Below are 20,366 nucleotides of genomic sequence, written 5' to 3'. Positions count from 1 at the left end.
GCACGCCGCCAGCGTTCGTCCTGAGCCAGGATCAAACTCTCCAATAAGGTTGAGTCGCTTCTCCGATTTCACTCACGAGAAGCTTCTCTTTATTTTAGAGCTGATTGCTCAAACGTACTGACTTGTGAAATTTCGCAGCTTGCGCCAACGAAATCTCTTATATGGTCCGTTTCATTTGTTCAGTTTTCAAGGAACTTTGTTGTCGCCGTCATGGTTCATAAGCCTTATTTACTGACTCATTTTTTTAGCGAATCATGTCGTGACAAGAACTTATAATATCAGGTTTCAAAATGGAATGCAACTCTTTTCTTAAATTATTTTTCGGATTCGGTCCAGGACTCCCACAGTAGCCGTTACAACGCAGCAAAGACCAGGTTAAATTACATGTTCGACAAAAAGAAAAGCTTCTTGACGAAACCTTAGCCGTGGTGCATGACCCGGCGTACGAGGCAGTTCTCCTTGCGAACAGAAAGACTTCAGCTTCGCTGAAAACTGAATCTTCCTTAGCTCTTAAGGAAAAACCATCCGGTCAAAGCATCCGGACGGTCTTGGTGTGCAGCGTTTGCGCGTTGAAGGGAGGGGGACCCTCGCTCGGGCCGCTCGTTGATGAGTTTTTAGGGTAACAGTTCGCCTTCGGTTATGGCCCGTGAGCAGCTTTCACACGATCAGATCCCCTTCGGCTTTCGCTAAAACGAAATACGTACGGACTAAATCACATAATAAGAGACTCTGGCACCCTCTATATTCGGCATATTGGGAGGGCTGAGACGTATAGAGGCGGTTTGTATTCCTTATTTCAACCAACTAATGGGGGTATAACCCTTTCAGCGGATTTAGAAGCTACAAACCGCTCTTATTCCGTGCCCAACCGGGTGTTCGAACAAAATTAAGGGCGCAAACCACTCTTATTCGGTTCCCTCCTCTGAGCGGGAGCACAAGGTCCAGGATGCTACGATGAACGTCCGGCATTGTGTCCATTTAAGAAAAAACTCTAACACAATGCTTTTTCCACAATGCATGCCCGGCGTAAGCGATAGCTTCTATTCGGTTATCCCTCAAGCAGCCGCTGCAGTTCTGTCTCGTCCTCAATTACAGGGATGCCCAGTTCTTTCGCTTTGGCCAATTTACTGCCCGCACTCTCACCGGCAATGACAAGATCGGTCTTCTTGGATACACTGCCGGTTACCTTGGCACCGAGCGCTTCAAGCTTTTTAGCGGCCTCGTCCCGCCCCATGCTGGTTAGCGTACCGGTGAGCACCACGGTTTTGCCGAACAGCGGATGCTCGGTATTGGCCGGCTGCGCCCGTTCCTCCGCTTGCGGCGTTACGCCTGCCGCCAGCATCCGCTCGATGCTGCGGATCATGACGGGATCGGCAAAAAAGTTCACGATGCTCTCCGCAACGATGCCGCCGATATCCGGGATGCCAGTCAACTCGTCGGCCGTAGCGGTCATCAGTCTTTCGAGGCTGCCGTAATGCTCGGCCAGCGACTTCGTCGTCGTTTTGCCCGTATTGGGGATACCAAGCGCGAATAAAAACGAAGGCAGATCGCATGTCTTGCACTTCTCGATCGCTTCGAGTAGCTTCTTGGCCTTCTTGTCCCCGAATCGCTGCAGCTTGATCAGATCTTCAAATTGCAAATAAAACAAGTCGGACGGATCGCGCACCTCAAGCTCGTCATACAACTGTTGGGCCGTCATAATACTGAACGTCTCGATATCCATCGCATCGCGCGAGGCGAAATGCGTGATCCGGCCTATTAGTTGAGGCTTGCAGCCAAGCCGGTTTGGACAGAACAGATGAGCGCCCCGCTGCTCCAGTTCGGTGCCGCAAGACGGACATACGGTAGGATAAACGATCTCCGTTCCGTCCTGCTCCTCGGTCACTTTGCCGAGAATTTCCGGAATCACGTCATTGGAACGACGGATGAAGACAGGCGTTCCGAGTGCGAACTTCAAGTTTTTGCGTTCGATGTCGCCTATGTTGTTAAGCGTACAGTTGGACACGGTAACGCCGGCGATATCTACCGGCTCGACGGCGGCGACAGGCGTCAACTTGCCTGTCCTTCCTACTTCCCACGATACCGATTGCAGGATCGTCGTGGCTTCTTCGGCTTCGAATTTGAAAGCTACCGCCCAGCGTGGAAATTTATCGGTATAGCCGAACACTTCGCGTGTACGCATATCGTTAATTTTGACTACCGCACCGTCAATCAAAAAATCAAAATCATGCCGCACGGTCTCCAGCCTGCGCAGTTCCTCGGCGACGTCCTGAATCGAGTCGTAAAATTGGACGTACGGGTTCACCTTAAAACGGTTGTCCCTCAAAAATTGCACCATTTCGCGATGGTCCTTAAACCGGGCTTCATCCGAATATCCGACATTGTAAATGAAAGCGTTCAGTTTTCTTTCGGCTGTCGCTTTCGGATTCAAGTTGCGGAGCGCGCCGGCTGCAGCGTTACGCGGATTTTTCAGAGTCTCCGCCGCAGTTTTGTTGTAGGCATCGAAGACCGACAAGAACATCATGCCTTCGCCCTGCACCTCAATAACCCCGTCCCTGTAAGGAATTTCAAGTGGGATGGAGCGAATCGTCTTCACTTGTGGAAGAATCCCTTCGCCAACGACCCCGTTGCCGCGCGTGGAAGCCTGAACGAGCTGACCTCCGTCATAAGTCAGATTCAACGAAAGTCCGTCGAACTTCAGCTCTACGACAAAGGATGGCTCCGGCAGCGGATCTTCCGGATTACGGGTGTTATAATCGTTAATCAGCTTGAGCACCCGGGTATGCCAAGCCATCAGATCGTCTTCATTTTGCGCTTTATCCAGACTCCATAGTCTCGCCAGATGCTTGTGCGGCTGAAAGCCGTCCAGCAGCTCTCCGCCGACGCGCAAGGTCGGAGAGTTCGGCAGCGTGACGCCGGTCTCCCGCTCCAGTGCAACGAGCCGGTCGTACAGCTCGTCGTACTCCTTGTCGCTAATGATGGGCTGATCCAGCGTATAATACTGGTAATTGTGCTTGCCGATTTCATCGATCAAGCTCTTCATCGTTTCCATCGCATCTGCCACGATTCAACTTCATCCTCTCATAAACGGATTTAATAGTCCGCAATCCTGCACGCGATCCTGTCCGCACACTGCCGGCAGGACGGAAGTTTCGTGTCAGCCGTTTACAGCTTGGAGATCGGGGCGAATTTCGCGAGCAGCCGCTTCACCCCGACAGGAGCCGGAAAAGCGATCTGCAGCTCCGTATCGTCGCCGCTTCCCTTTACAGCAACGATGACACCGGTCCCCCACTTGCCATGGCTCACTTTATCACCGTTCGCATACGATGACGCCGCGCCGCTTCCGGCAGTTCCGGCCTGGCGCTGCTGAACACCTGCAGCGGCTCTGCCGGCGGCCGAAGGAGCTGCGCCGATCGAGCTTCCCGCTGGCGAGCCATATGCTCCCCTCGCTGGGGAGCCGTATACCGACGTGCCGCCGCCGTATCCCCCGCTTCGGGAGCTGTAAGAGGACCCGCTGCCGCCAATGACGCCGTAACCTCCCGCATTCTCGACCAGCTCCGCAGGAATTTCTTTGAAAAACCGCGACGGAGCGTTCGCCGCCGTCTTCCCGAACAGCGTCCGCATCCGTGCGCAGGTCAAGTAAAGCTTCTCCTCCGCACGCGTGATGCCTACATAAGCGAGCCGGCGCTCCTCCTCCAGCTCTTCGTTGTCCAGAAACGCACGGCTGTGCGGGAATACCCCTTCTTCCATGCCGATGATGAAGACCACCGGGAACTCCAGTCCTTTGGCACTGTGCATCGTCATCAGGATGATCGCGTCTTTGTCGCTGCCGTCGTCTTCCTTGTCCATCGTGTCGATGTCCGCGATTAAGGCCAGATCGGTCAGAAACGACACGAGCGATTTCTCTTCGCTTCGCTTCTCGAAATCCAGCGTAACGGAAAGAAACTCGTCGATGTTTTCTAATCTCGACTTCGATTCGATCGTATTTTCCCGCAGCAGCTCTTCACGATAGCCGGTCAGCTCCAGCATCTTCTCGGTAAGCTCCGTAACGGACAAATAGTCGAGCATTGCGTTCAAATTGCGGATCAGCCCGTAAAACTCGGCCAAGGTAGCCCGAAATCTCGCGCTTAATTCCAGGCTGTCCGCCTGCTCCAGCGCGGCAAAGATGGAAATCCCCCGCGCCGCCGCAGCTTCAGCCAGCTTGTCCAGCGTCGTATCGCCGATCCCGCGCTTCGGTACATTAATGATCCTTCTTAAACTAATATCGTCATCCGGATTCGAGATCAGACGCAGATAAGCCAGGATGTCCTTAATTTCTTTCCGGTCATAGAACTTGATGCCGCCCACGATCTGATAAGGGATATCCGACTTGATCAAAATTTCCTCGATTACCCGAGACTGGGCATTGGTCCGGTACAGCACCGCGTGGTTCGAATACTTCTGGCCCTGCTTATAGTTTTTGACGATTTCCCCGGCTATAAAATAACCTTCCTCGTGCTCAGAGCCCGCTTCATACCGCTGCAGCTTGCTTCCGTCGCCTTTGTCCGTCCATAACCGCTTGGGCTTGCGTCCGGTATTGTTGTTAATGACGGCGTTGGCCGCATTCAGGATGTTGGAGGTGGAACGGTAATTTTGCTCGAGGTAGATCGTGCGGGCTTCCGGGTAGTCTTTCTCGAAATTCAAAATATTTGCAATGTCCGCTCCGCGCCAACGGTAAATCGACTGGTCGCTGTCGCCGACGACGCATATATGATGATGCTTGTCCGCAAGCATCCTGCATAGCATATATTGAGCTCTGTTCGTATCCTGATACTCGTCCACGTGAATATATTGGAACTTGTTCTGGTAAAACTCCAGTACATCCGGAACTTGCTGAAACAGCTCGATCGTCTTCATGATCAGGTCGTCAAAATCGAGCGAGTTGTTGGCCTTCAGCTTCTTCTGGTAAAGCGTGTATACTTTGGCGACCTGGCCTTGAAAGAAATCGCCGATTTTGCGCTCGTACCGCTCCGGCGTGACCAATTCGTTTTTGGCTGAACCGAGCTCCGCCTGGATTGCCTTCGGCTCGAACTTTTTGGCGTCGACGTTCAGTTCCTTCATACAAGTCTTTATAACCGACAGCTGGTCCGTGGAATCGAGAATCGAGAAATTGGATGAATATCCGATCCGATCAATGTCCCGCCGTAAAATGCGCACGCACATGGAGTGAAACGTGGACACCCAAATGTCCGACGCCGAAGGTCCGGCGATTTTCCCGATTCTGTCCTGCATTTCCCGGGCTGCTTTATTCGTAAATGTGATGGCCAAAATGCTCCAGGGAGCCGCTTTCCGCGTAGCGATCAAATAAGCGATCCGGTGCGTCAAAACGCGCGTCTTGCCGCTGCCCGCTCCCGCCATAATAAGTACGGGGCCGTTCAGCGCCTCGACCGCCTCCCGCTGCTCCTTATTCAGTTTGGCCACTGCCGCATGAATATCGATGCTTCCGTTCATTCCGGTCAACCTTTCTATTCTTGTATCGCCCGGACCGTCTCCAGGGCACGATCCAGGTTCTCGTATACGGCGTTCCCGACGATGATCGTATGAGCCGCTTCCGACGCCAGTCTCGCTTTGTCGGGGCCGTCGATGCCTCCCCCGTAAAACAGCCGGGTACGCTCGAGCTGCGCCGCAGCGCGCTTCACCAGATCCATATCGCCGAACATACCGCTGTATTCGACGTAAAATACGGGAAACCGGAACAGCTTCTCCGCGATTCTCGCATAAGCGACCACATCGTCCGCTTGCAGCTCTGTCCGGGCTTCCGTTACGCGGGCCGCACTGGAGCCGCTGTTCAAAATCACGTATCCCTCTGCTGCAATCTGATCCCACTGCATCATCGGACCGTATTCTTTCACCGCACGGTGATGCTGACCGACAACAAAATCCGGATTGCCCGCGTTCAGCACGACGGGGATCAAATACATATCGAATCCCGGGACGATCGCGTCGTGATCGGATATTTCCAGCACACAAGGCACCTCGAACCGGCGAATCCGGGACAGCAAATCTACCGTATTATCAAACGTAACTCCCGTTGTGCCGCCAACCATAACGGCATCCGTACCCGACATGCACACCCGCTCGAGCGCCGAGTCGGTGATGTCCCGGTCCGGGTCCAGCTTGAAGACGTGCTTCCACCGTCCAATGTCGATGTTCAACCGTATAACCCTCCGACTATCCGGGCGTTGTTCCCTTCAAAATAAAAAACTAATCTCAGTCTATGTCAGCGCTCCGGGGGTGTCAAATGGTTCATCGCGGCGTTTGTTTCCATCATACCAAAAGCGAATGTATGTTCGCAATCGTTTCCAACAAGGAATCGTTCCCTATAAAAAATAAAACCACGGAAGCTGAAGTTCCGTGGCTGATACCAATCTGCTTTATTTGTCGCTCTTCTCATACTGCGCCAGCTTGGCGCGAAGCTCCTCAATCTCTTTTTGGAGCGCCTTCTTCTCGACGTCCCGCATCATCTCGTCCAGATTGGGAGCCGGTTTCTGCGGAGCGGGACCGGCGGCGGACGGCGGAGCTTCCGTCTGCGGCTGATAGCCGGGGCCGTAGCTGGGCGGCTTCGATCCGTATCCGCTCGAATAAGTGGAGCTTCCGTACGGCTGATGCGTCGTTCCGCTGGAGCTGCCATAATACGAACCGCCGCGGTAGTGCGGATCCGAATGATAGGGTCCGGGGCCGTAATCCGGCCGGTTCGGATACCCGTATGTCGGGTTATAAAAAGGATCGAACGCCGGTTCCTTTGGAATGACGAGGCAGGCGATAAAATATATCGGGATCAGCGTGCCTCCGGTGAAGAAAGCCGTCACCAGCAAGACGACACGCAGCAGCGTAGAATCGACGTTAAGAAGTTCGGCCAGCCCGCCGCATAAACCGAACAACTTGCTGTCTCTACGGGACCGGTACAATTTTTTCATGTCGGACAACACCTTTGTATGGTATTGGCTCACCGCATACCGGACTTGGCAGCGATGCAACCTTATGCTTCTAGTATAGAAAATCGGACGCCCATCCAAAACGGACCGAAGATGGTATTCGGACTGGACTTAAGTCGGGGACGACTGACAGGTCTTCGTATCGGGCATACCCTTCCTTATGGTAATATAAAATGGTTGAAATGGACAGCGGAAGTTCCGCAAACGACGGAAAAGAAAAGAGGGAACTTACTAATGAAGCAATACTTGCAGCTATGCGAAACGATATTAAACGAAGGCGTGCACAAGTCGGACCGGACTGGCACAGGCACAATCAGCCTATTCGGATACCAGATGAGATTTGATCTGCAGCAAGGTTTTCCGCTGCTGACTACGAAGAAGCTGCATCTTCGCTCGATCATTCACGAACTGCTGTGGTTTCTGCGCGGGGATACGAATGTTGGCTATCTGCACGAACACGGTGTATCTATATGGGACGAATGGGCTGATGAGAACGGCAATTTGGGGCCGGTGTACGGCAAGCAGTGGCGCTCATGGGCCAAGCCCGATGGCGGCGCGGTGGACCAGATTGCGATCGTGCTGGATCAAATCAAAAACAATCCCGATTCGCGCCGGATGATCGTCAGTGCATGGAACGTCGCCGAACTGGACCGGATGGCGCTGGCCCCCTGCCACTGTCTGTTCCAGTTTTATGTGGCGGACGGCAAGCTGTCGTGTCAATTGTATCAGCGGAGTGCGGACGTTTTCCTGGGCGTTCCTTTTAATATCGCCTCTTATGCGCTGTTGACGCTGATGATGGCTCAAGTTACCGGACTGCAGCCGGGTCATTTTGTCCATACCTTGGGCGACGCGCATATTTATTCGAATCATATGGAGCAGATCCGTCTCCAAGTAACCCGCGAACCCCGGCCGCTGCCGGCGATGAAGCTGAACCCGGATGTCCGGTCGATCTTCGACTTCCGTTACGAGGATTTCGAGCTGATTGGCTATGATCCGCATCCGCGCATTAAAGGGGAGGTCGCCGTATGAACGAACAAGCACCTGCTTCCGTCTCGATGATCGTCGCTATGGCGCAAGGCGGCGTAATCGGCAAAGACAACAAACTGCCTTGGCGGCTCCCGGCGGATCTGGCCTTTTTCAAAAGAACAACGATGGGCCATCCGGTGATAATGGGGCGCAAAACGTACGAGTCGATCGGGAAGCCGCTGCCGGGCCGGTTGAATATTGTGCTGACCCGGGATGCCGCCTATGCCGCCGACGGCTGCACGGTCGTCCATACGCCGGAGGAGGCGCTTGAGGCCGCTGCCGGGCAAAGCCCGTTCGTCATCGGAGGCTCGGAGGTGTACGGCTTGTTTTTCCGCTACGCCGACCGGATCTACGTTACCTCGATCGAGGAACGATTCGAAGGAGACGCCTTTTTCCCCGAACTCGATCCCAACGAATGGGAAGTTACCTCGAGCGTAGCGGGAGAGATCAATGAGAAAAATGCACACCCTCATACGTTTCTGACTTATGAGCGCAAGCTTGCCTGAGTAACACCAGCTGAAGGAGGGGAACCCGTGACCAGTGTATATAAAGCCGATTTAGTAGCCGCCTACAACCGTCACGCTGAAGAGCGGGACCAAGCGGGAACGGCCGAATGGAAAGTACGCGAACGAGAGCATTTTCTGAAAAACCTTAGGAAGAACGATACCAGGACGTTGCTGGAAGTCGGCTCCGGACCGGGACGGGACGGTCTGTTTTTTGCATCCGCCGGGCTTGAAGTTCTCTGCACCGACCAGTCCCCGGAGATGGTACGGATTTGCCGGGAGAAAGGATTGCAGGCCGAGGTGCGGAGCTTTGACGATTTGGGCTTCCCGGATCAATCGTTCGACGCCGTATACGCCTTAAACTGCCTGCTGCATGTGCCGAAGGCGGAGCTCCCGGCCGCCTTGAAGGAGATTCGGCGGATAATGAGGCCGGACGGGCTGCTTTACATGGGCGTGTATGGCGGGCGCGATTCGGAGGGGGTATGGGAGCAGGACTTTTATGAACCGAAGCGGTTTTTCGCGATGTACACGGATGAGAACTTGCTGAAGGCAGTCAGCAGCTTGTTCCGGATCGTATATTTCGACACCGTGTCGCAAGGAGAAGACAATCCTCATTTTCAATCGCTGATTCTTCAGCCAAGACAGTGAGCGGCAGCTTAATAAACCAGTTACACCGATGCTTCTATGAACGATAGAACTCTTCCAACATGCACCGTTAACGCACAGAAGCGGCCGGATAACCGGACCGCTTTTTTCATCGTTGCAGAAACTCAAGGTTTGTAGAGTCGCAAGGCCTTAAAGCGTTGCTTTTAAAAAAGTGATTGGTCATTCATCGTGGAGAAGGCTTCGTTTAGAAGCTTTTTTTCGCTAGCAAACGGCAACGTTCTCATTATACACCGCCAAATCCCACACGAGCCGAAAGAGACTGCAGATCCGGAAGCGCAACATCCGGCCGCAAATGGAAAGGGAGCGGTTCCTCAGACGACGGAAGATTGGCCGCATCGTACAGCCAGATCGTTTTCATGCCCGCAGAACGGCCGCCCGCAATGTCCGTATGCAGATTATCACCAACCATCACGCATAATTCAGGGGATTTTACGCCGCAGTTTTCCATAGCAAGCTCGAACATATAAGGAGCCGGCTTGCCGAAATAATTGATTTTCCGGCCCGTCATCGCCTCAAGTGCGCTATACAGAGCTCCGGTCTCCGGTACCTTTTCGCCCCGGCTCCCCGGATGAAACAAATCCGGATTGGTTGCAAGCACCGGCGTACCCGCGTCTATTTCTTCCATAGCTGCCTGTAGCTTCGCGTAATCATAGGACGTATCCCGGCCAATCACGAGCGTATCGGCCCGTTCGTCGCTGTACAGCGGCACTAAACGATGCCCGGCCCGTTCCAACGCGCTATGCAGGGAACGGCTGCCGATCACTTTAAGCGTCGTTCTGCCGTACAGCCTCATCAGGTGCAGCCCTATTAGCTCCGTAGCCGTCATAATTTGTTCGGACCCGGCTTTTAAGCCCATCCGGACTAAGCGGGCGGCCACCTGCGCGCCTGTATCGGTAGAATTATTCGTTACGAAGCGGACCTGCTTCCCTTTATGGCTTAGCCATTCCAGCAGCGCCAAAGCTCCGTCCGCCAGCCGATCGCCGAAATAGATGCAGCCGTCCAGATCGAAAAATACCGCTTCCGCCTGAAGCAGCAGCTCCAGAGCTGCGGATACGCTTCGTTCGTCATCCTCCAAAATTAACATGACCTTCCGTCCCTTCTTCCCAGCATCAGCTTCTTTCCGTCCGCGTCCGGGATCACGATGCCGAACCAGCTGGCAACCGTCGGCGCTACATCCACAAGTCCGATGTCCGGCAGACGTGCTCCCCGCTCGATCCCCGGGCCTGCCGCGACAAAGAATGCCTTCATCTCGTCCCGGTCCGCGAAATAACCGTGCATTCCGGTAAATTTGGACCGCTCTGCCGTTACCTCGCCGCCTTGATGCCCAAAGTTGACAAACCAGTCCAGATGCATGTCAAAAGCGAAGTCCGGCTTAAAACGGCTATGTTCGCCTCCTGCGGGGAGCCCCCATTTTTCAAATTCCGCATCGTCCTCCACCAGCAGCCGGACACCCTCCACGGACCGGAGCCGGGAACGAACCTGCTCCCGCAGCTTTTCCTTTTCCTCAGGATCTGGCTCCAGCAAATAAGCGTATCCGCTGCCGCCATTGGATACGGCCATCACCCTGCTCCGCTCCGGGCATGCCTCGTCAAACCAGCCTAACTGCTTAAACAGCACGTTCGGATAAAACGTTCGGGTCGCGTCGGCAAAGCCGTGATCGGACATGACGACCACATACGTCTCCTCCAGCCCGCCGGACGCCTCCAATTCCTGGAGCAGCTCCCCGATTCGCTCGTCTATATAGGTTAGAGACCAGTCCAGTTCCTCGGAATGCGTGCCATAATCATGCTGATAGCTGTCCGGAAGCAAATAATGGACAAGCAGCAAATGGGGTGAATGGCGCCGGATGAGATGCTTGGCGATTTCGGTCGTCAGCCAGTCCTGCATAGGACCGCGGGCATGATCTTTGCTCCATGACGCATACCTGTGCATGGGCAGACCTATATCGGCCAGTTCCTGCCATAAGGAGGGCGTACTTCCGGCTACCATCAATTCCTGCTCGTAACATTCCGGTATGACGAAATCGAGCCCTGCTGCGCCCCATGTTTTGGGCCAGCATAAGGCGGCTGTCGTGCCTCCGATTTGTTTCACCGCATCGTAAATCGTCAGACCATGAACGGACTCTTCCTTCGGGTACATCCGCTCTCCAAAGTGCTCCCCGACTCGGTTCGTCCCGCGGTCCACGACCCAATTGCCCAGAACGCCATGCTTGCGGGGATAGGTGCCGCACACGAGGCTCGTATGAATGGCCCACGTAGCCGAAGGCGTAATGCTGTTCATCCCGGCTTCGACCCCGCGCTCGGCAAGCTTTTTCAGGTTCGGCATCTGTACGCCGCTCCGATTCCAGTTGTTATACCCCAACCCGTCTATGCTGATTACAAGAACGCGGGGCAGTTCGGCGTTCGCTTTGTTCATCATTGACACCTCTTCCTAGGGCCCGCTCGACACGGTCCGGCTCCGGTAAACCGGCTACTCTTTCAGACCGCCCAGCGTCAGCCCTTGAATAAAGTATTTCTGCAGCATTAAAAACATCGCTATTACCGGTACAGCCCCTACGGCCGCGCCAGTCATCAGCAATTTAAAATTGGCCAGATTGGCGTCCTGCAGCGTCTTGAGGCCGGCGGTCAAAGTAAACCATTTTACATCGTTCAGCACGATGATCGGCCATAAGAACGAATTCCACTGCGCGACGAAGGTGAAGATCCCAAGCGAAGCCATCGCCGGCATAGCCAAGGGGATAACGACATGGATGAACGTTTTCCACTCGGACGCTCCGTCAATCTTGCTCGCTTCCAGCAGCTCGTTCGGCGTGCTGACCAGAAACTGGCGCATCAGGAAAACACCGAACGCTCCAGCCAGCCCAGGGAGGATCACCGCCCCCAACGTATCGTACAGCTGAAGGTTTTGCACGATCATAAACGTAGGAACGAGCGTAACCTGTTCGGGGATCATCATCGTGGCGAGAATAATCCAGAAAACTGCCATCCGCCCCGGAAATTGCTTTTTGGCCAGTACGTAACCGGCCATCGTATCGAACAATATACAACCGAGGGCACCTATTACGGCAACGACGGACGTGTTGATCAGCCATCGGATAATTTCGGTGCTCTTAAACAAATACACATAAGACGAGAACGTCGAACGGACCACTTCCTGCATTTTCGCTTCGTGAGCCTGCGCCTGTTGTCCGTGGCCCGCCTGCTCGGCTTCCCGCTTTTTTTGCCACTGTGAGAAATACTCCACTACTCCGAACGGATACAGCATGGGAGGATCGGATTCCACATACGATACGGGCTGCTGCATCTCTTCATTCTGATAAGACGGCAGTTGAAGGGATGTGGTGAAGATCCAATACAGCGGCAGCAGAGATATGACCGCCATAACGAGCAGCAGCCCGTATACGATCGATTTTCCGAGACGATTGCGTGCGGTATAGGTCATGAGGGTCCTCCTCTCTCAGCTGTTTTTGCTTCTTAAGCGAAACTTGAAGCGCCGTCTGTCATCGTCGCCGGATAGTTGGTACTGAATGATCGAGAACACCATAATGATCAGGAACAAGATGACGGATTGCGCGGAAGCAAGACCGTAATCGAAATCGCGGAAGGCGGTTTTGTAGATAACGTGCACAACGGTTTCCGTAGCGTTGCCCGGACCGCCGCCTGTCATCATGACGATTTGGGTGAACACTTGGAACGAGCCGATCAAGGTTAGAATCAGTAAATAAAACGTCGTCGGCTTCAGCAGCGGAACCGTAATTTGCCGCCAAATCTGAAAGGAAGACGCTCCATCTATACGGGCCGCTTCGACCAGATTCGGATTCAGGGAGCCCATCGCCGCCAAATAAATAATAATCCCCGCACCGGGCGGTATGAGCAGGTTCATCAAGATTAGCGACCACAGCGCCGACGAGGATTGCCCCAGCCAGTCGATCGGCTGCAAACCGATCCATTCCAGCATTCCGTTGAACAAGCCGAACCGGTAATTAAACATCCAGCGCCATACCATCGCGATCACAACCATGGAGGTGACCGACGGGATATAGAAGGCTGCGCGGAAAAACGTCCGGGATACCGGCCGGAGGGGGAAAACGAGAGACGCGATAACTAAAGCCGACCAAACCGATACAGGTACGGTTACGATCGTGTATACAAACGTGTTCCATAAGGAAACCCGGAACATCTCGCTCTTGAAAGCCTCGATGTAGTTGTCCAGTCCGACCCAATGGGCATCGAATATTTCAAACTTTTGAAAGGAAAGAACCAGCGACCAAAAAACCGGGAAAACCGTGAAGAGTGCAAACAACAGCAATTTGGGCAGCAAAAACCAATAAGCGGGCGCATACCGGCTGTAGCTGCGCTTGAGCTTTTGTCTGAACGTAATGCCGGTCTTCATCTGCTGCATGTAAGATTCCAAGCCCCAGTCCTCCTCATGAGGGGCCGGAGCTCCCGGTATCCGCGGAAGCCCCTGACCTTCTTATCGTTTCGAAACTTCATTCGTTGAGCTCTCGGAAAGCGGCCATCCAATCGTTTCCTTTGATTACTTTTTCAATATCGATTCTACTTGTCTGCCTGCGTCCTTTAATGCTTGCTCCGCGCTTTTCGTGCCGTTCACGGCAAGCTGAAGCTCTTTTTGAATCAGCTCGTCGATTTTGGCCCACTGCGGATGACGAGGCACCATAACGGCGTTTTCCGATATTTTTTGCGCTTGCTCCATTTGCGGATTGTCTTCGAACGGGCGTTTTTGTGCAGCCGATTTTTTGGATGGAAACACTCCGTAATATTTGGCTGTCGTATAGATTTCGTCCGTTGTCGTTAAAAACTTCATAAACTCGGCGATCATCTTGCGCTTCCCGTCATCCTTCTGCTTAAACATAACCCAGCCGAGAACGTCGCCGATTGTAGTCGATTTGCCGGTTGTACCGCTCGGGTATTCCGCAACCATAAAGTTCATCTTGTAAGGGTCTTTCTGGGCCGAAGCGATTGCCCACGAGCTCCACGGCTGAACGGCCATCAGCCTTTTGTCCGCAGCGGCAAATTGCTTCCACGTATCGCCGACGTTAGACGTTCCCATATCGGGAGGGGCTGCCTGGTGCTTGAATTTCAGGTCGAGAAACTTTTGCAGTCCGCTAATCGCTTCGGGTGAGTCGAACGTATATCGGGTCATATCTTCGCTTAACGGACGACCGCCATCCATCATAATGAACGGCCATGACTCGTAGTAGCTCGGCATAATATAAGTAGAGAAACCGTGCTTTCCGTCTCCGGTAAGCTTCTTCATCTTGTCTACGAACTCTTCATACGTCCATTTGCCGTCCTTAGGAGGCTCTACTCCTCTGGCTTTGAACATATCTAGGTTGAGCAGCAGCGTATGCACCCGGGAACTGACGGGAACGCCGTAATGCTTGCCCTGATATTCATACTCGGCTAACGTGTTCGGGAAAAAATCGTTCAGTTCTTCCTTGGTATAGAACGGGTCGATCGGCTCCACGACACCTTGTTGAATATTCTTGACGCTGGCAATCCGGTTGCTGACGTTATATACGAGGTCGGGCCATGCTTTGCCCGCTATGGCGACATTTAATTTGTCCTCCATCTCCGCCCATGGCGTCTGTACGATCTTGATCGTTACACCCGGATGAAGCTTCTCAAACTCGGCTTTTTTCTGTTCGATCCAAAAGTATTTATTGTTTTGATCATCCGACCATCTCGGACCGTCCCAGACGGTAATCTCCCCGGTCCAGGACGGAGCGTCCGCCGAGCCTTGACTCACTTTCGAGCCGGACGGAGCCGGGGATGAGCCGCAAGCGGACAGTACGACGGAAGCGATTAAAGTGACGGATGCCAGCTTAGCAAATCGAAAACGACGAAACATTCAGATAGACCTCCCGCTTAAAGTAATGGTAGTAGAAGAAAATTGGAATAAATGCAAATGCAGTCGAGCCGGCAGGCCTCACCCCCTCAACGGAAAAATAAAAAAGAGAAGGCGCAAAGAGGCGGCCTCCGCCATAAGCGGAAGTTGCAACTCCTTGAGCTTTCTCTCATCACACAAACTCAGGTTCGTTTTATTTTATTATTAGATCCCATCGGGAAAAAAATCTTGGAAGCTTTTACGCCATAACGCCGTTTCCGACACGGATAACGAGGTGGCGCCTGCATTCAACGCAGTCCGCGCTTCGTCCACGGTCCGGATTAGTCCGCTGGCGATGATCGGAATCGTATCGGTTGCCGCTGCATAGGTTTCAATTACTTTCGGTATGACGCCGGGCATGATCTCGATTCCGTCCGGTTCAAGCTGATCGATCAACTTGAGCCCGTTGTCCACGGCCAGCGAATCGATGACGAACAAGTGAAGGATGCCGTACAACCCCGCCTGCTTGGCCGCTTTTACCATATGACTCTTGGGCGTCACGATACCGTCTGCCCGGATATGGTCCGCTACGAATTCGATTGTTTCCTTGTCCGTGCTCGACAATCCGCGAACTAGATCCAGATGAATGAAGGAATGTTTTCCCGCATTCCTCACTTGCGTGACGGCCGGAATGATCTCCGAAGCGCTGCCGCCCATAAAAAACACGTTATCCACTTTGGATTCGAGAGCGGCATTTAACTCCGACAGTTTGCGTACGGCAGCAATGATCGGCTTGCTCCCGATTCGATGAAGTAAAGTCATCTTCCACTCCCTTAGATGCCTACTGAAGCCAGTATATCATACGGATCTCTTCTTGTTTGTTTAGTATTTGTTAATGTGGATGCGAGTCGGCCCGCTTCTCTGCATCATCACTTCGCGACGTCAATCGGACTCCAGATTTCCACCTGCTCTTCTTCCCCGTCCTCCCGGATATGAAACACTTCTATCGCGCAGGCATTACGCAAGGATACGTGCCCGTTCTCCTTCATAAACCGCTCCAGCTGTCCGTAGCCTTCCCCGATCGTGCGATTTGTGCAGATTACCCGTGCTTGATCCACACACCTCCGCCAAAAGAAAAACCGCCGCTAATCGTTAGCGGCGACTGAACTATTTATTTGGCTTCCGGTTTTTTATATGCATCGAAGATCACTTGAACGTCGGTTTCAGCGAGCGCATACGCCCATGAATCACCTTGTTTCACGATCCAGACCAGCCCGTTGTCCAGCTTGCCGGCGTATACGTCGGCAGATTCCTTGCCTTCTTTGCTGAATTTGATCTCGAGCTTCAGCTCGGCCGTATCGAGCTTCAATTCGGAAGCAGGCCGCACGAGCTGATCGGTTACCGCAAACAGCAGCTTGTCGATCGCCGGCTCGACATCGCCCGCCTTCACTTCCTTGCCGTCAAGCGTCCAGGCCGATTCGTTGAACGATTTGGTTTTGTCCGTTTTGACGACCGATTTTTTGGCGCCCTTCCATTGCAGCTCCACACCGACCACGTCCAGATAGTTGAGCTTAAACGGACTTTTGTTCATAAAGCTCATCAAATCTTTTTGCAATGTTGTGATTTGCTGGTCGGCCAGCTTATAAATGGCAGGACTATCTTTCAGCTTCGTATAAAAGTGTCCGGCAATCGGCAAGGGAGATCCGATCTGCACCGTTTTGACGGTGCCGTCGTTCAGCGTCACTTCAAATTCCTTGGTCGGGCTGCTCAAGCCAAACACCGACAGATCGGATGGATTGGCCTCGACTTCGCCGTCATGCTTCAGAGCCGTAAAGCTGCCCAGCCAACTTTCCACCGTACTCGTCTCGACCGGCATCGCCGCCGGCTTGACCATCGTCCACTTGCCGTCCTTCTTCTCGAACTCCAAGCCTTCCTCTTTCAGCTTAAAGCCCGCGATATCCTCCTGCTTCATCGTGACGAGCGGCTTGGAAACCGGCTCCTCCTCTTCCTTCTTGAAAAACGATTGGCTGGATGCATACCAGAACGCCCCGATCAATACGACGAGAAGCACGATCGTCGGAATGAACCGTTTCATCCTTTTCTCCTCCTCCACCAGATCGCCCCGCCAAGCGCCAGGATAAGCAGCGGGAATGCTACGATGGTGCCGTAGAAAATCCACTGTGCCTGATTCGGCATAATGAACGCCTGCTGCATCGCTTCTTCCTCACGCGGACGGATAGTGACCAGGTTCTCTTGTTCCTGCAGCCAGTTGACGCTGTTCAAGGCGAAGTCGCGGTTGCCTTGCTCACGAATAATCTGATCGTGCAGGAATTGGGCATTCCCGATCACGACCGCCTTCGGCTTGCCGTCCTTGTTCTCGATCGCGTAAGCGACGTCGAGCGGACCTTTCGGATCGTTCTCGTCCTGCTTGGTCTTGCCGGTCGTCAGCTGCGTCATATCGGTTTCGCCGTAAGCTTTGTCGGTTGATTTCAGCAGCGCTCTCGTCTTCCAATCGGTATTGTTCGCATCGGTCATTAACCCGAGCGCAACCGGAAGAATCGTTACCCGGTTCTGATCGGACAAGTCGTACGTAATATCATGGTAGTTGTAGCTCGGCACGATCGTAAGCGGATCTCCGAGCAGCGTACGGCCGGTCTCCACGACGATCGAGCGGGAATTTTTGACGTTGATCGTATTCAGCAAATCGTCGATATTGGTCCACGTGCCCAAATCTTTGGAGAAACCGAGTGCGATAAAGAGCTTGCCCTTGCCTCTCACATATTCTTTGAGCAGCGTGCTTTCCTTGGAGTCCAGATCGGTTTGCGGGCCTACGAGGAATACGGCTTCCGCATCGTCCGGAACTTTGCCTTCCTTATACAGGTTCAGCTCTTTGACTTCGTAGTTCTCCCCTTCGAGCGTAGAGCGCAGCGTCGAGATTTGTCCGGACGGCATCTCGCCGTGCCCGGTCAAGAAGTACACCGGACGTTTGACGTCGGACGTTAGGCCCATAATCGCCGCAGTGAACTTTTCTTCGCCGCTGAACGTATAGGAGCCTTGCGCCGCCCCCGGGCCGAACAGCTCATAGCTGAATACTTTCTTCTGCTTGTCGCCCATCTCGAACACGATTGTTCCGGCCTGGTCGATCTGATACTGCTGAGCTTTGGCCGGCTCGCGGGTCGGGTCTACCTCCTCGAAGGACATCCTGCCCGAACGCTTGGCGTATTCGTTCAACATATCTCGGATATCCCGGTACATGATCGAGTCGTCCGCCGTGGTGCCTCCCGTGAACATCGTTGCCTTCACATCTTTGTTCAAGTCATTCAGCACCATGACCGTTTTTTCGGACAAGGAGTATTTTTTATTTTTGCTCAAATCCCATTGGATGCCCTTCAAGGAACTCAGGAAGAGCGTTACGATAATAAATATCCCGATCACGGCAATCGATAAAACCGTCGCATTCGTGCCTTTGATCCATTTGTTCACGTCTCTTCCCCCCTTATCTCCAACGTTTGCGTTCCAGCGTCTGAATGCTCAGGACGAGGAACACGGCGATCAGCGTCACATAAAACAGCACATCGGCCAATTGGAAAATCCCTTTTTGCAAATTGATTTGACGGCCGGTGAGCGAGAATTGAATGATCCATTCCTTAAACTTGCCGCCGAAACCTTCCGCCGCCCAGTCGATCAGCCACAACACGAGCAGGATGACAAAAGCGGCAATCGCCGCAACCATCTGGTTGCTGGAAAGCGTCGAGGCGAACAAGCCGACCGCCATCATCGCAGCGCCCAGCAAAAACATGCTGAGATACGACAGCCAGAGCACAGACGCGTCCAAATCGCCAAAAGCCGACATGATCCACGGATAGATCAAGCTGCTTACTACGAGCATAAACATCAGTGTAAGCGCCGCCATATATTTCCCGAACACAATCTCTCCAATTCCGGCAGGCGACGTAAGCAGCATCTCGTCGGTACCTTGGCGGAATTCCTCGGAGACGAGGCGCATCGACAATAACGGAATAATGAACAAATAAATGAAAGTCGTGTTTCCGACGACAACCCGGGCATCTACGATGCTGTAGTTGGTCAGGACAAAATTCCAATAAAACATCACGCTCGACAGCAGCACATAAATCGCAAACGCGACGTAGGCGGTCGGCGAGTAGAAGTACATCTGCAGCTCCTTGCTGCAAATGGCCATAGCTCTACGCATTCTTCTCCACCTCCGGTTCCTCTTGCGGCTCCGCCGGTTCTTGCTCCTCGGGTTGCTTCTCGTCAGTCGTCAGCTTCAAGAAGATGTCTTCCAGGCTGAGGCTTTCCTTCTTCATGCCGAGAATCGGGTAGCCGCGTTCCGCCATCCGGTAAAACACCGCTTCGCGGATATCGGTACGATCCTTGGCCGTCACCTGAAGCAAGGTCGCCCCGGCTTCAACGCGTTCGCGGTCCAGTTCTTTGACCACTCCTACGTCCGGCAGCTCCTGAAGTTCGCGCATGACGTCCTCCTTCGGCCCTTTAATCTCCAGGCTGACTTCGAACGTCTCGCCCATCGTGCCCCCGATCCGGTCGGGATGCTCATCCAGTACGATGACGCCTTGATTGATAATCAGCACCCGGTTGCAGATCGCGTTCACTTCCGGCAAAATATGCGTGCTGATCAAAACGGTATGATTTTCGCCCAATTCGCGAATAAGCTGCCTGATCTCGATGATTTGCTTCGGGTCGAGCCCTGACGTAGGCTCGTCCAGGATGAGCAGATCGGGTTTGTGCACGATCGCCTGGGCGAGACCGAGACGCTGCTTATACCCTTTGGACAAGCTGCGAATAATTTGCCTCTCCCGGCCTTGCAGACCCAGCTTCTCGATTACTTCGCCGATCCGCTGCTTCTGTTCGCGCACCGGCACGTCGCGGAGACTGGCGACGAATTTCAAGTACGAGGTGACCGTCATCTCCGGATAAAGCGGCGGGGTTTCCGGCAAATACCCGATCTTTCTTCGCGCCTTGCGCGGATGATCGGCCATCGACAGGCCGTCCACCAGAATCGACCCTTTCGTCGGATTCAAGTACCCTGTAATCATGCGCATGGTAGTCGTTTTGCCTGCTCCGTTCGGACCCAAAAAGCCGACGATCTCGCCTCGGCTCATCGAAAAATCGATGTTGTGAACCCCTCTCTTATTCTCGTACAGCTTGCTCACCTGTTTGACTTCCAGCACCTTGACTCCCTCCTCTTCAGTAGAGACCTTAATCCCCAGGCTCATCTATCGGATGCATATCCCAGACTAACTCATTTTACCAGAAACAATATACTAACCAAACAATAATCAAACCTTAAACAAATATGAAAATTAGATTA

18 protein-coding genes are annotated in these 20,366 nt (G+C 53.4%); 3 read left to right on the top strand and 15 right to left on the bottom strand.

What is annotated here, in order from left to right:
- Positions 1-1,048: 1,048 nt before the first annotated feature.
- The 4 genes from ligA to PV433_RS21555 all read right to left on the bottom strand — a co-directional run bounded on the left by ligA (position 1,049) and on the right by PV433_RS21555 (position 6,956).
- Positions 1,049-3,052 carry an NAD-dependent DNA ligase LigA gene (ligA, locus tag PV433_RS21570; protein WP_332074121.1) on the bottom strand — a complete coding sequence of 668 codons (2,004 nt, stop codon included), beginning with the start codon at positions 3,050-3,052 and terminating at the stop codon, positions 1,049-1,051.
- A 113-nt stretch (positions 3,053-3,165) separates the two neighbouring features.
- The gene (gene pcrA, locus PV433_RS21565) at positions 3,166-5,490 is read right to left on the bottom strand and encodes a DNA helicase PcrA (RefSeq protein WP_332074118.1); all 2,325 of its coding nucleotides are present in this window, start codon (positions 5,488-5,490) and stop codon (positions 3,166-3,168) included.
- Between the two features lie 14 nt (positions 5,491-5,504).
- The gene (locus tag PV433_RS21560; RefSeq protein WP_332074117.1) at positions 5,505-6,194 is read right to left on the bottom strand and encodes a heptaprenylglyceryl phosphate synthase; all 690 of its coding nucleotides are present in this window, start codon (positions 6,192-6,194) and stop codon (positions 5,505-5,507) included.
- Positions 6,195-6,413: 219 nt separating this feature from the next.
- Complete coding sequence (locus PV433_RS21555; RefSeq protein WP_332074116.1) at positions 6,414-6,956, bottom strand: PspC domain-containing protein; 543 nt, start codon at positions 6,954-6,956, stop codon at positions 6,414-6,416.
- Positions 6,957-7,208: 252 nt separating this feature from the next.
- On the opposite strand from PV433_RS21555, the gene PV433_RS21550 reads away from it, so the two are divergent.
- From PV433_RS21550 to PV433_RS21540, 3 genes are read left to right on the top strand one after another with little or no spacing between them, the layout of a single operon-like run.
- On the top strand, positions 7,209-8,003 hold the full coding sequence (locus PV433_RS21550) for a thymidylate synthase (RefSeq protein WP_332074115.1): 795 nt from the start codon (positions 7,209-7,211) through the stop codon (positions 8,001-8,003).
- Complete coding sequence (locus PV433_RS21545) at positions 8,000-8,506, top strand: dihydrofolate reductase (protein WP_332074114.1); 507 nt, start codon at positions 8,000-8,002, stop codon at positions 8,504-8,506. Before PV433_RS21550 ends, PV433_RS21545 begins: the two co-directional genes overlap by 4 nt.
- A gap of 27 nt (positions 8,507-8,533) precedes the next feature.
- Positions 8,534-9,151, top strand: coding sequence for a class I SAM-dependent methyltransferase (locus PV433_RS21540; RefSeq protein WP_332074113.1), 618 nt, complete (start codon positions 8,534-8,536; stop codon positions 9,149-9,151).
- 241 nt (positions 9,152-9,392) lie between these two features.
- On the opposite strand, the gene PV433_RS21535 is transcribed toward PV433_RS21540, so the two are convergent.
- The 11 genes from PV433_RS21535 to PV433_RS21485 all read right to left on the bottom strand — a co-directional run bounded on the left by PV433_RS21535 (position 9,393) and on the right by PV433_RS21485 (position 20,226).
- On the bottom strand, positions 9,393-10,253 hold the full coding sequence (locus PV433_RS21535; RefSeq protein WP_332074112.1) for an HAD-IIA family hydrolase: 861 nt from the start codon (positions 10,251-10,253) through the stop codon (positions 9,393-9,395).
- Positions 10,247-11,587 (bottom strand): alkaline phosphatase family protein, encoded by a 1,341-nt coding sequence (locus PV433_RS21530; protein WP_332074111.1) that lies wholly within the window; start codon positions 11,585-11,587, stop codon positions 10,247-10,249. Before PV433_RS21530 ends, PV433_RS21535 begins: the two co-directional genes overlap by 7 nt.
- 51 nt (positions 11,588-11,638) lie before the next feature.
- Complete coding sequence (locus tag PV433_RS21525; RefSeq protein ID WP_332074110.1) at positions 11,639-12,610, bottom strand: carbohydrate ABC transporter permease; 972 nt, start codon at positions 12,608-12,610, stop codon at positions 11,639-11,641.
- A gap of 15 nt (positions 12,611-12,625) precedes the next feature.
- Entirely contained in the window at positions 12,626-13,582 is a 957-nt protein-coding gene (locus tag PV433_RS21520) for a carbohydrate ABC transporter permease (protein WP_332074109.1), read from the bottom strand.
- Positions 13,583-13,705: 123 nt separating this feature from the next.
- On the bottom strand, positions 13,706-15,040 hold the full coding sequence (locus PV433_RS21515; RefSeq protein ID WP_332074108.1) for a sugar ABC transporter substrate-binding protein: 1,335 nt from the start codon (positions 15,038-15,040) through the stop codon (positions 13,706-13,708).
- 201 nt (positions 15,041-15,241) lie between these two features.
- Positions 15,242-15,838, bottom strand: coding sequence for a glycerol-3-phosphate responsive antiterminator (locus PV433_RS21510; protein WP_332074107.1), 597 nt, complete (start codon positions 15,836-15,838; stop codon positions 15,242-15,244).
- A gap of 107 nt (positions 15,839-15,945) precedes the next feature.
- Complete coding sequence (locus PV433_RS21505) at positions 15,946-16,134, bottom strand: hypothetical protein (protein ID WP_332074106.1); 189 nt, start codon at positions 16,132-16,134, stop codon at positions 15,946-15,948.
- A gap of 53 nt (positions 16,135-16,187) precedes the next feature.
- Complete coding sequence (locus PV433_RS21500) at positions 16,188-17,111, bottom strand: DUF4340 domain-containing protein (RefSeq protein ID WP_332074105.1); 924 nt, start codon at positions 17,109-17,111, stop codon at positions 16,188-16,190.
- Positions 17,108-18,499, bottom strand: a complete 1,392-nt coding sequence (locus tag PV433_RS21495; RefSeq protein ID WP_332074104.1) for a GldG family protein — start codon at positions 18,497-18,499, stop codon at positions 17,108-17,110. The genes PV433_RS21500 and PV433_RS21495 overlap by 4 nt, the downstream gene beginning before the upstream one ends.
- A 13-nt stretch (positions 18,500-18,512) precedes the next feature.
- Entirely contained in the window at positions 18,513-19,229 is a 717-nt protein-coding gene (locus PV433_RS21490) for an ABC transporter permease (RefSeq protein WP_190929312.1), read from the bottom strand.
- On the bottom strand, positions 19,222-20,226 hold the full coding sequence (locus PV433_RS21485; protein ID WP_190929311.1) for an ABC transporter ATP-binding protein: 1,005 nt from the start codon (positions 20,224-20,226) through the stop codon (positions 19,222-19,224). The genes PV433_RS21490 and PV433_RS21485 overlap by 8 nt, the downstream gene beginning before the upstream one ends.
- Between the last annotated feature and the right edge of the window lie 140 nt (positions 20,227-20,366).

The sequence above is a fragment of the Paenibacillus sp. GYB004 genome (assembly GCF_036577605.1).
Taxonomy (GTDB): domain Bacteria; phylum Bacillota; class Bacilli; order Paenibacillales; family NBRC-103111; genus Paenibacillus_AB; species Paenibacillus_AB oceani.
The sequence above is the reverse complement of the archived record's forward strand: the minus strand, read 5'-3'. Positions and strand labels throughout refer to the sequence as shown.

Coding starts and splice junctions, on each gene's coding strand:
- ligA (WP_332074121.1), bottom strand. CDS start 3,052: ATGGAAACGATGAAGAGCTTGATCGATGAAATCGGCAAGCACAATTAC.
- pcrA (WP_332074118.1), bottom strand. CDS start 5,490: ATGAACGGAAGCATCGATATTCATGCGGCAGTGGCCAAACTGAATAAG.
- PV433_RS21555 (WP_332074116.1), bottom strand. CDS start 6,956: ATGAAAAAATTGTACCGGTCCCGTAGAGACAGCAAGTTGTTCGGTTTA.
- PV433_RS21550 (WP_332074115.1), top strand. CDS start 7,209: ATGAAGCAATACTTGCAGCTATGCGAAACGATATTAAACGAAGGCGTG.
- PV433_RS21545 (WP_332074114.1), top strand. CDS start 8,000: ATGAACGAACAAGCACCTGCTTCCGTCTCGATGATCGTCGCTATGGCG.
- PV433_RS21535 (WP_332074112.1), bottom strand. CDS start 10,253: ATGTTAATTTTGGAGGATGACGAACGAAGCGTATCCGCAGCTCTGGAG.
- PV433_RS21530 (WP_332074111.1), bottom strand. CDS start 11,587: ATGATGAACAAAGCGAACGCCGAACTGCCCCGCGTTCTTGTAATCAGC.
- PV433_RS21525 (WP_332074110.1), bottom strand. CDS start 12,610: ATGACCTATACCGCACGCAATCGTCTCGGAAAATCGATCGTATACGGG.
- PV433_RS21515 (WP_332074108.1), bottom strand. CDS start 15,040: ATGTTTCGTCGTTTTCGATTTGCTAAGCTGGCATCCGTCACTTTAATC.
- PV433_RS21510 (WP_332074107.1), bottom strand. CDS start 15,838: ATGACTTTACTTCATCGAATCGGGAGCAAGCCGATCATTGCTGCCGTA.
- PV433_RS21500 (WP_332074105.1), bottom strand. CDS start 17,111: ATGAAACGGTTCATTCCGACGATCGTGCTTCTCGTCGTATTGATCGGG.
- PV433_RS21490 (WP_190929312.1), bottom strand. CDS start 19,229: ATGCGTAGAGCTATGGCCATTTGCAGCAAGGAGCTGCAGATGTACTTC.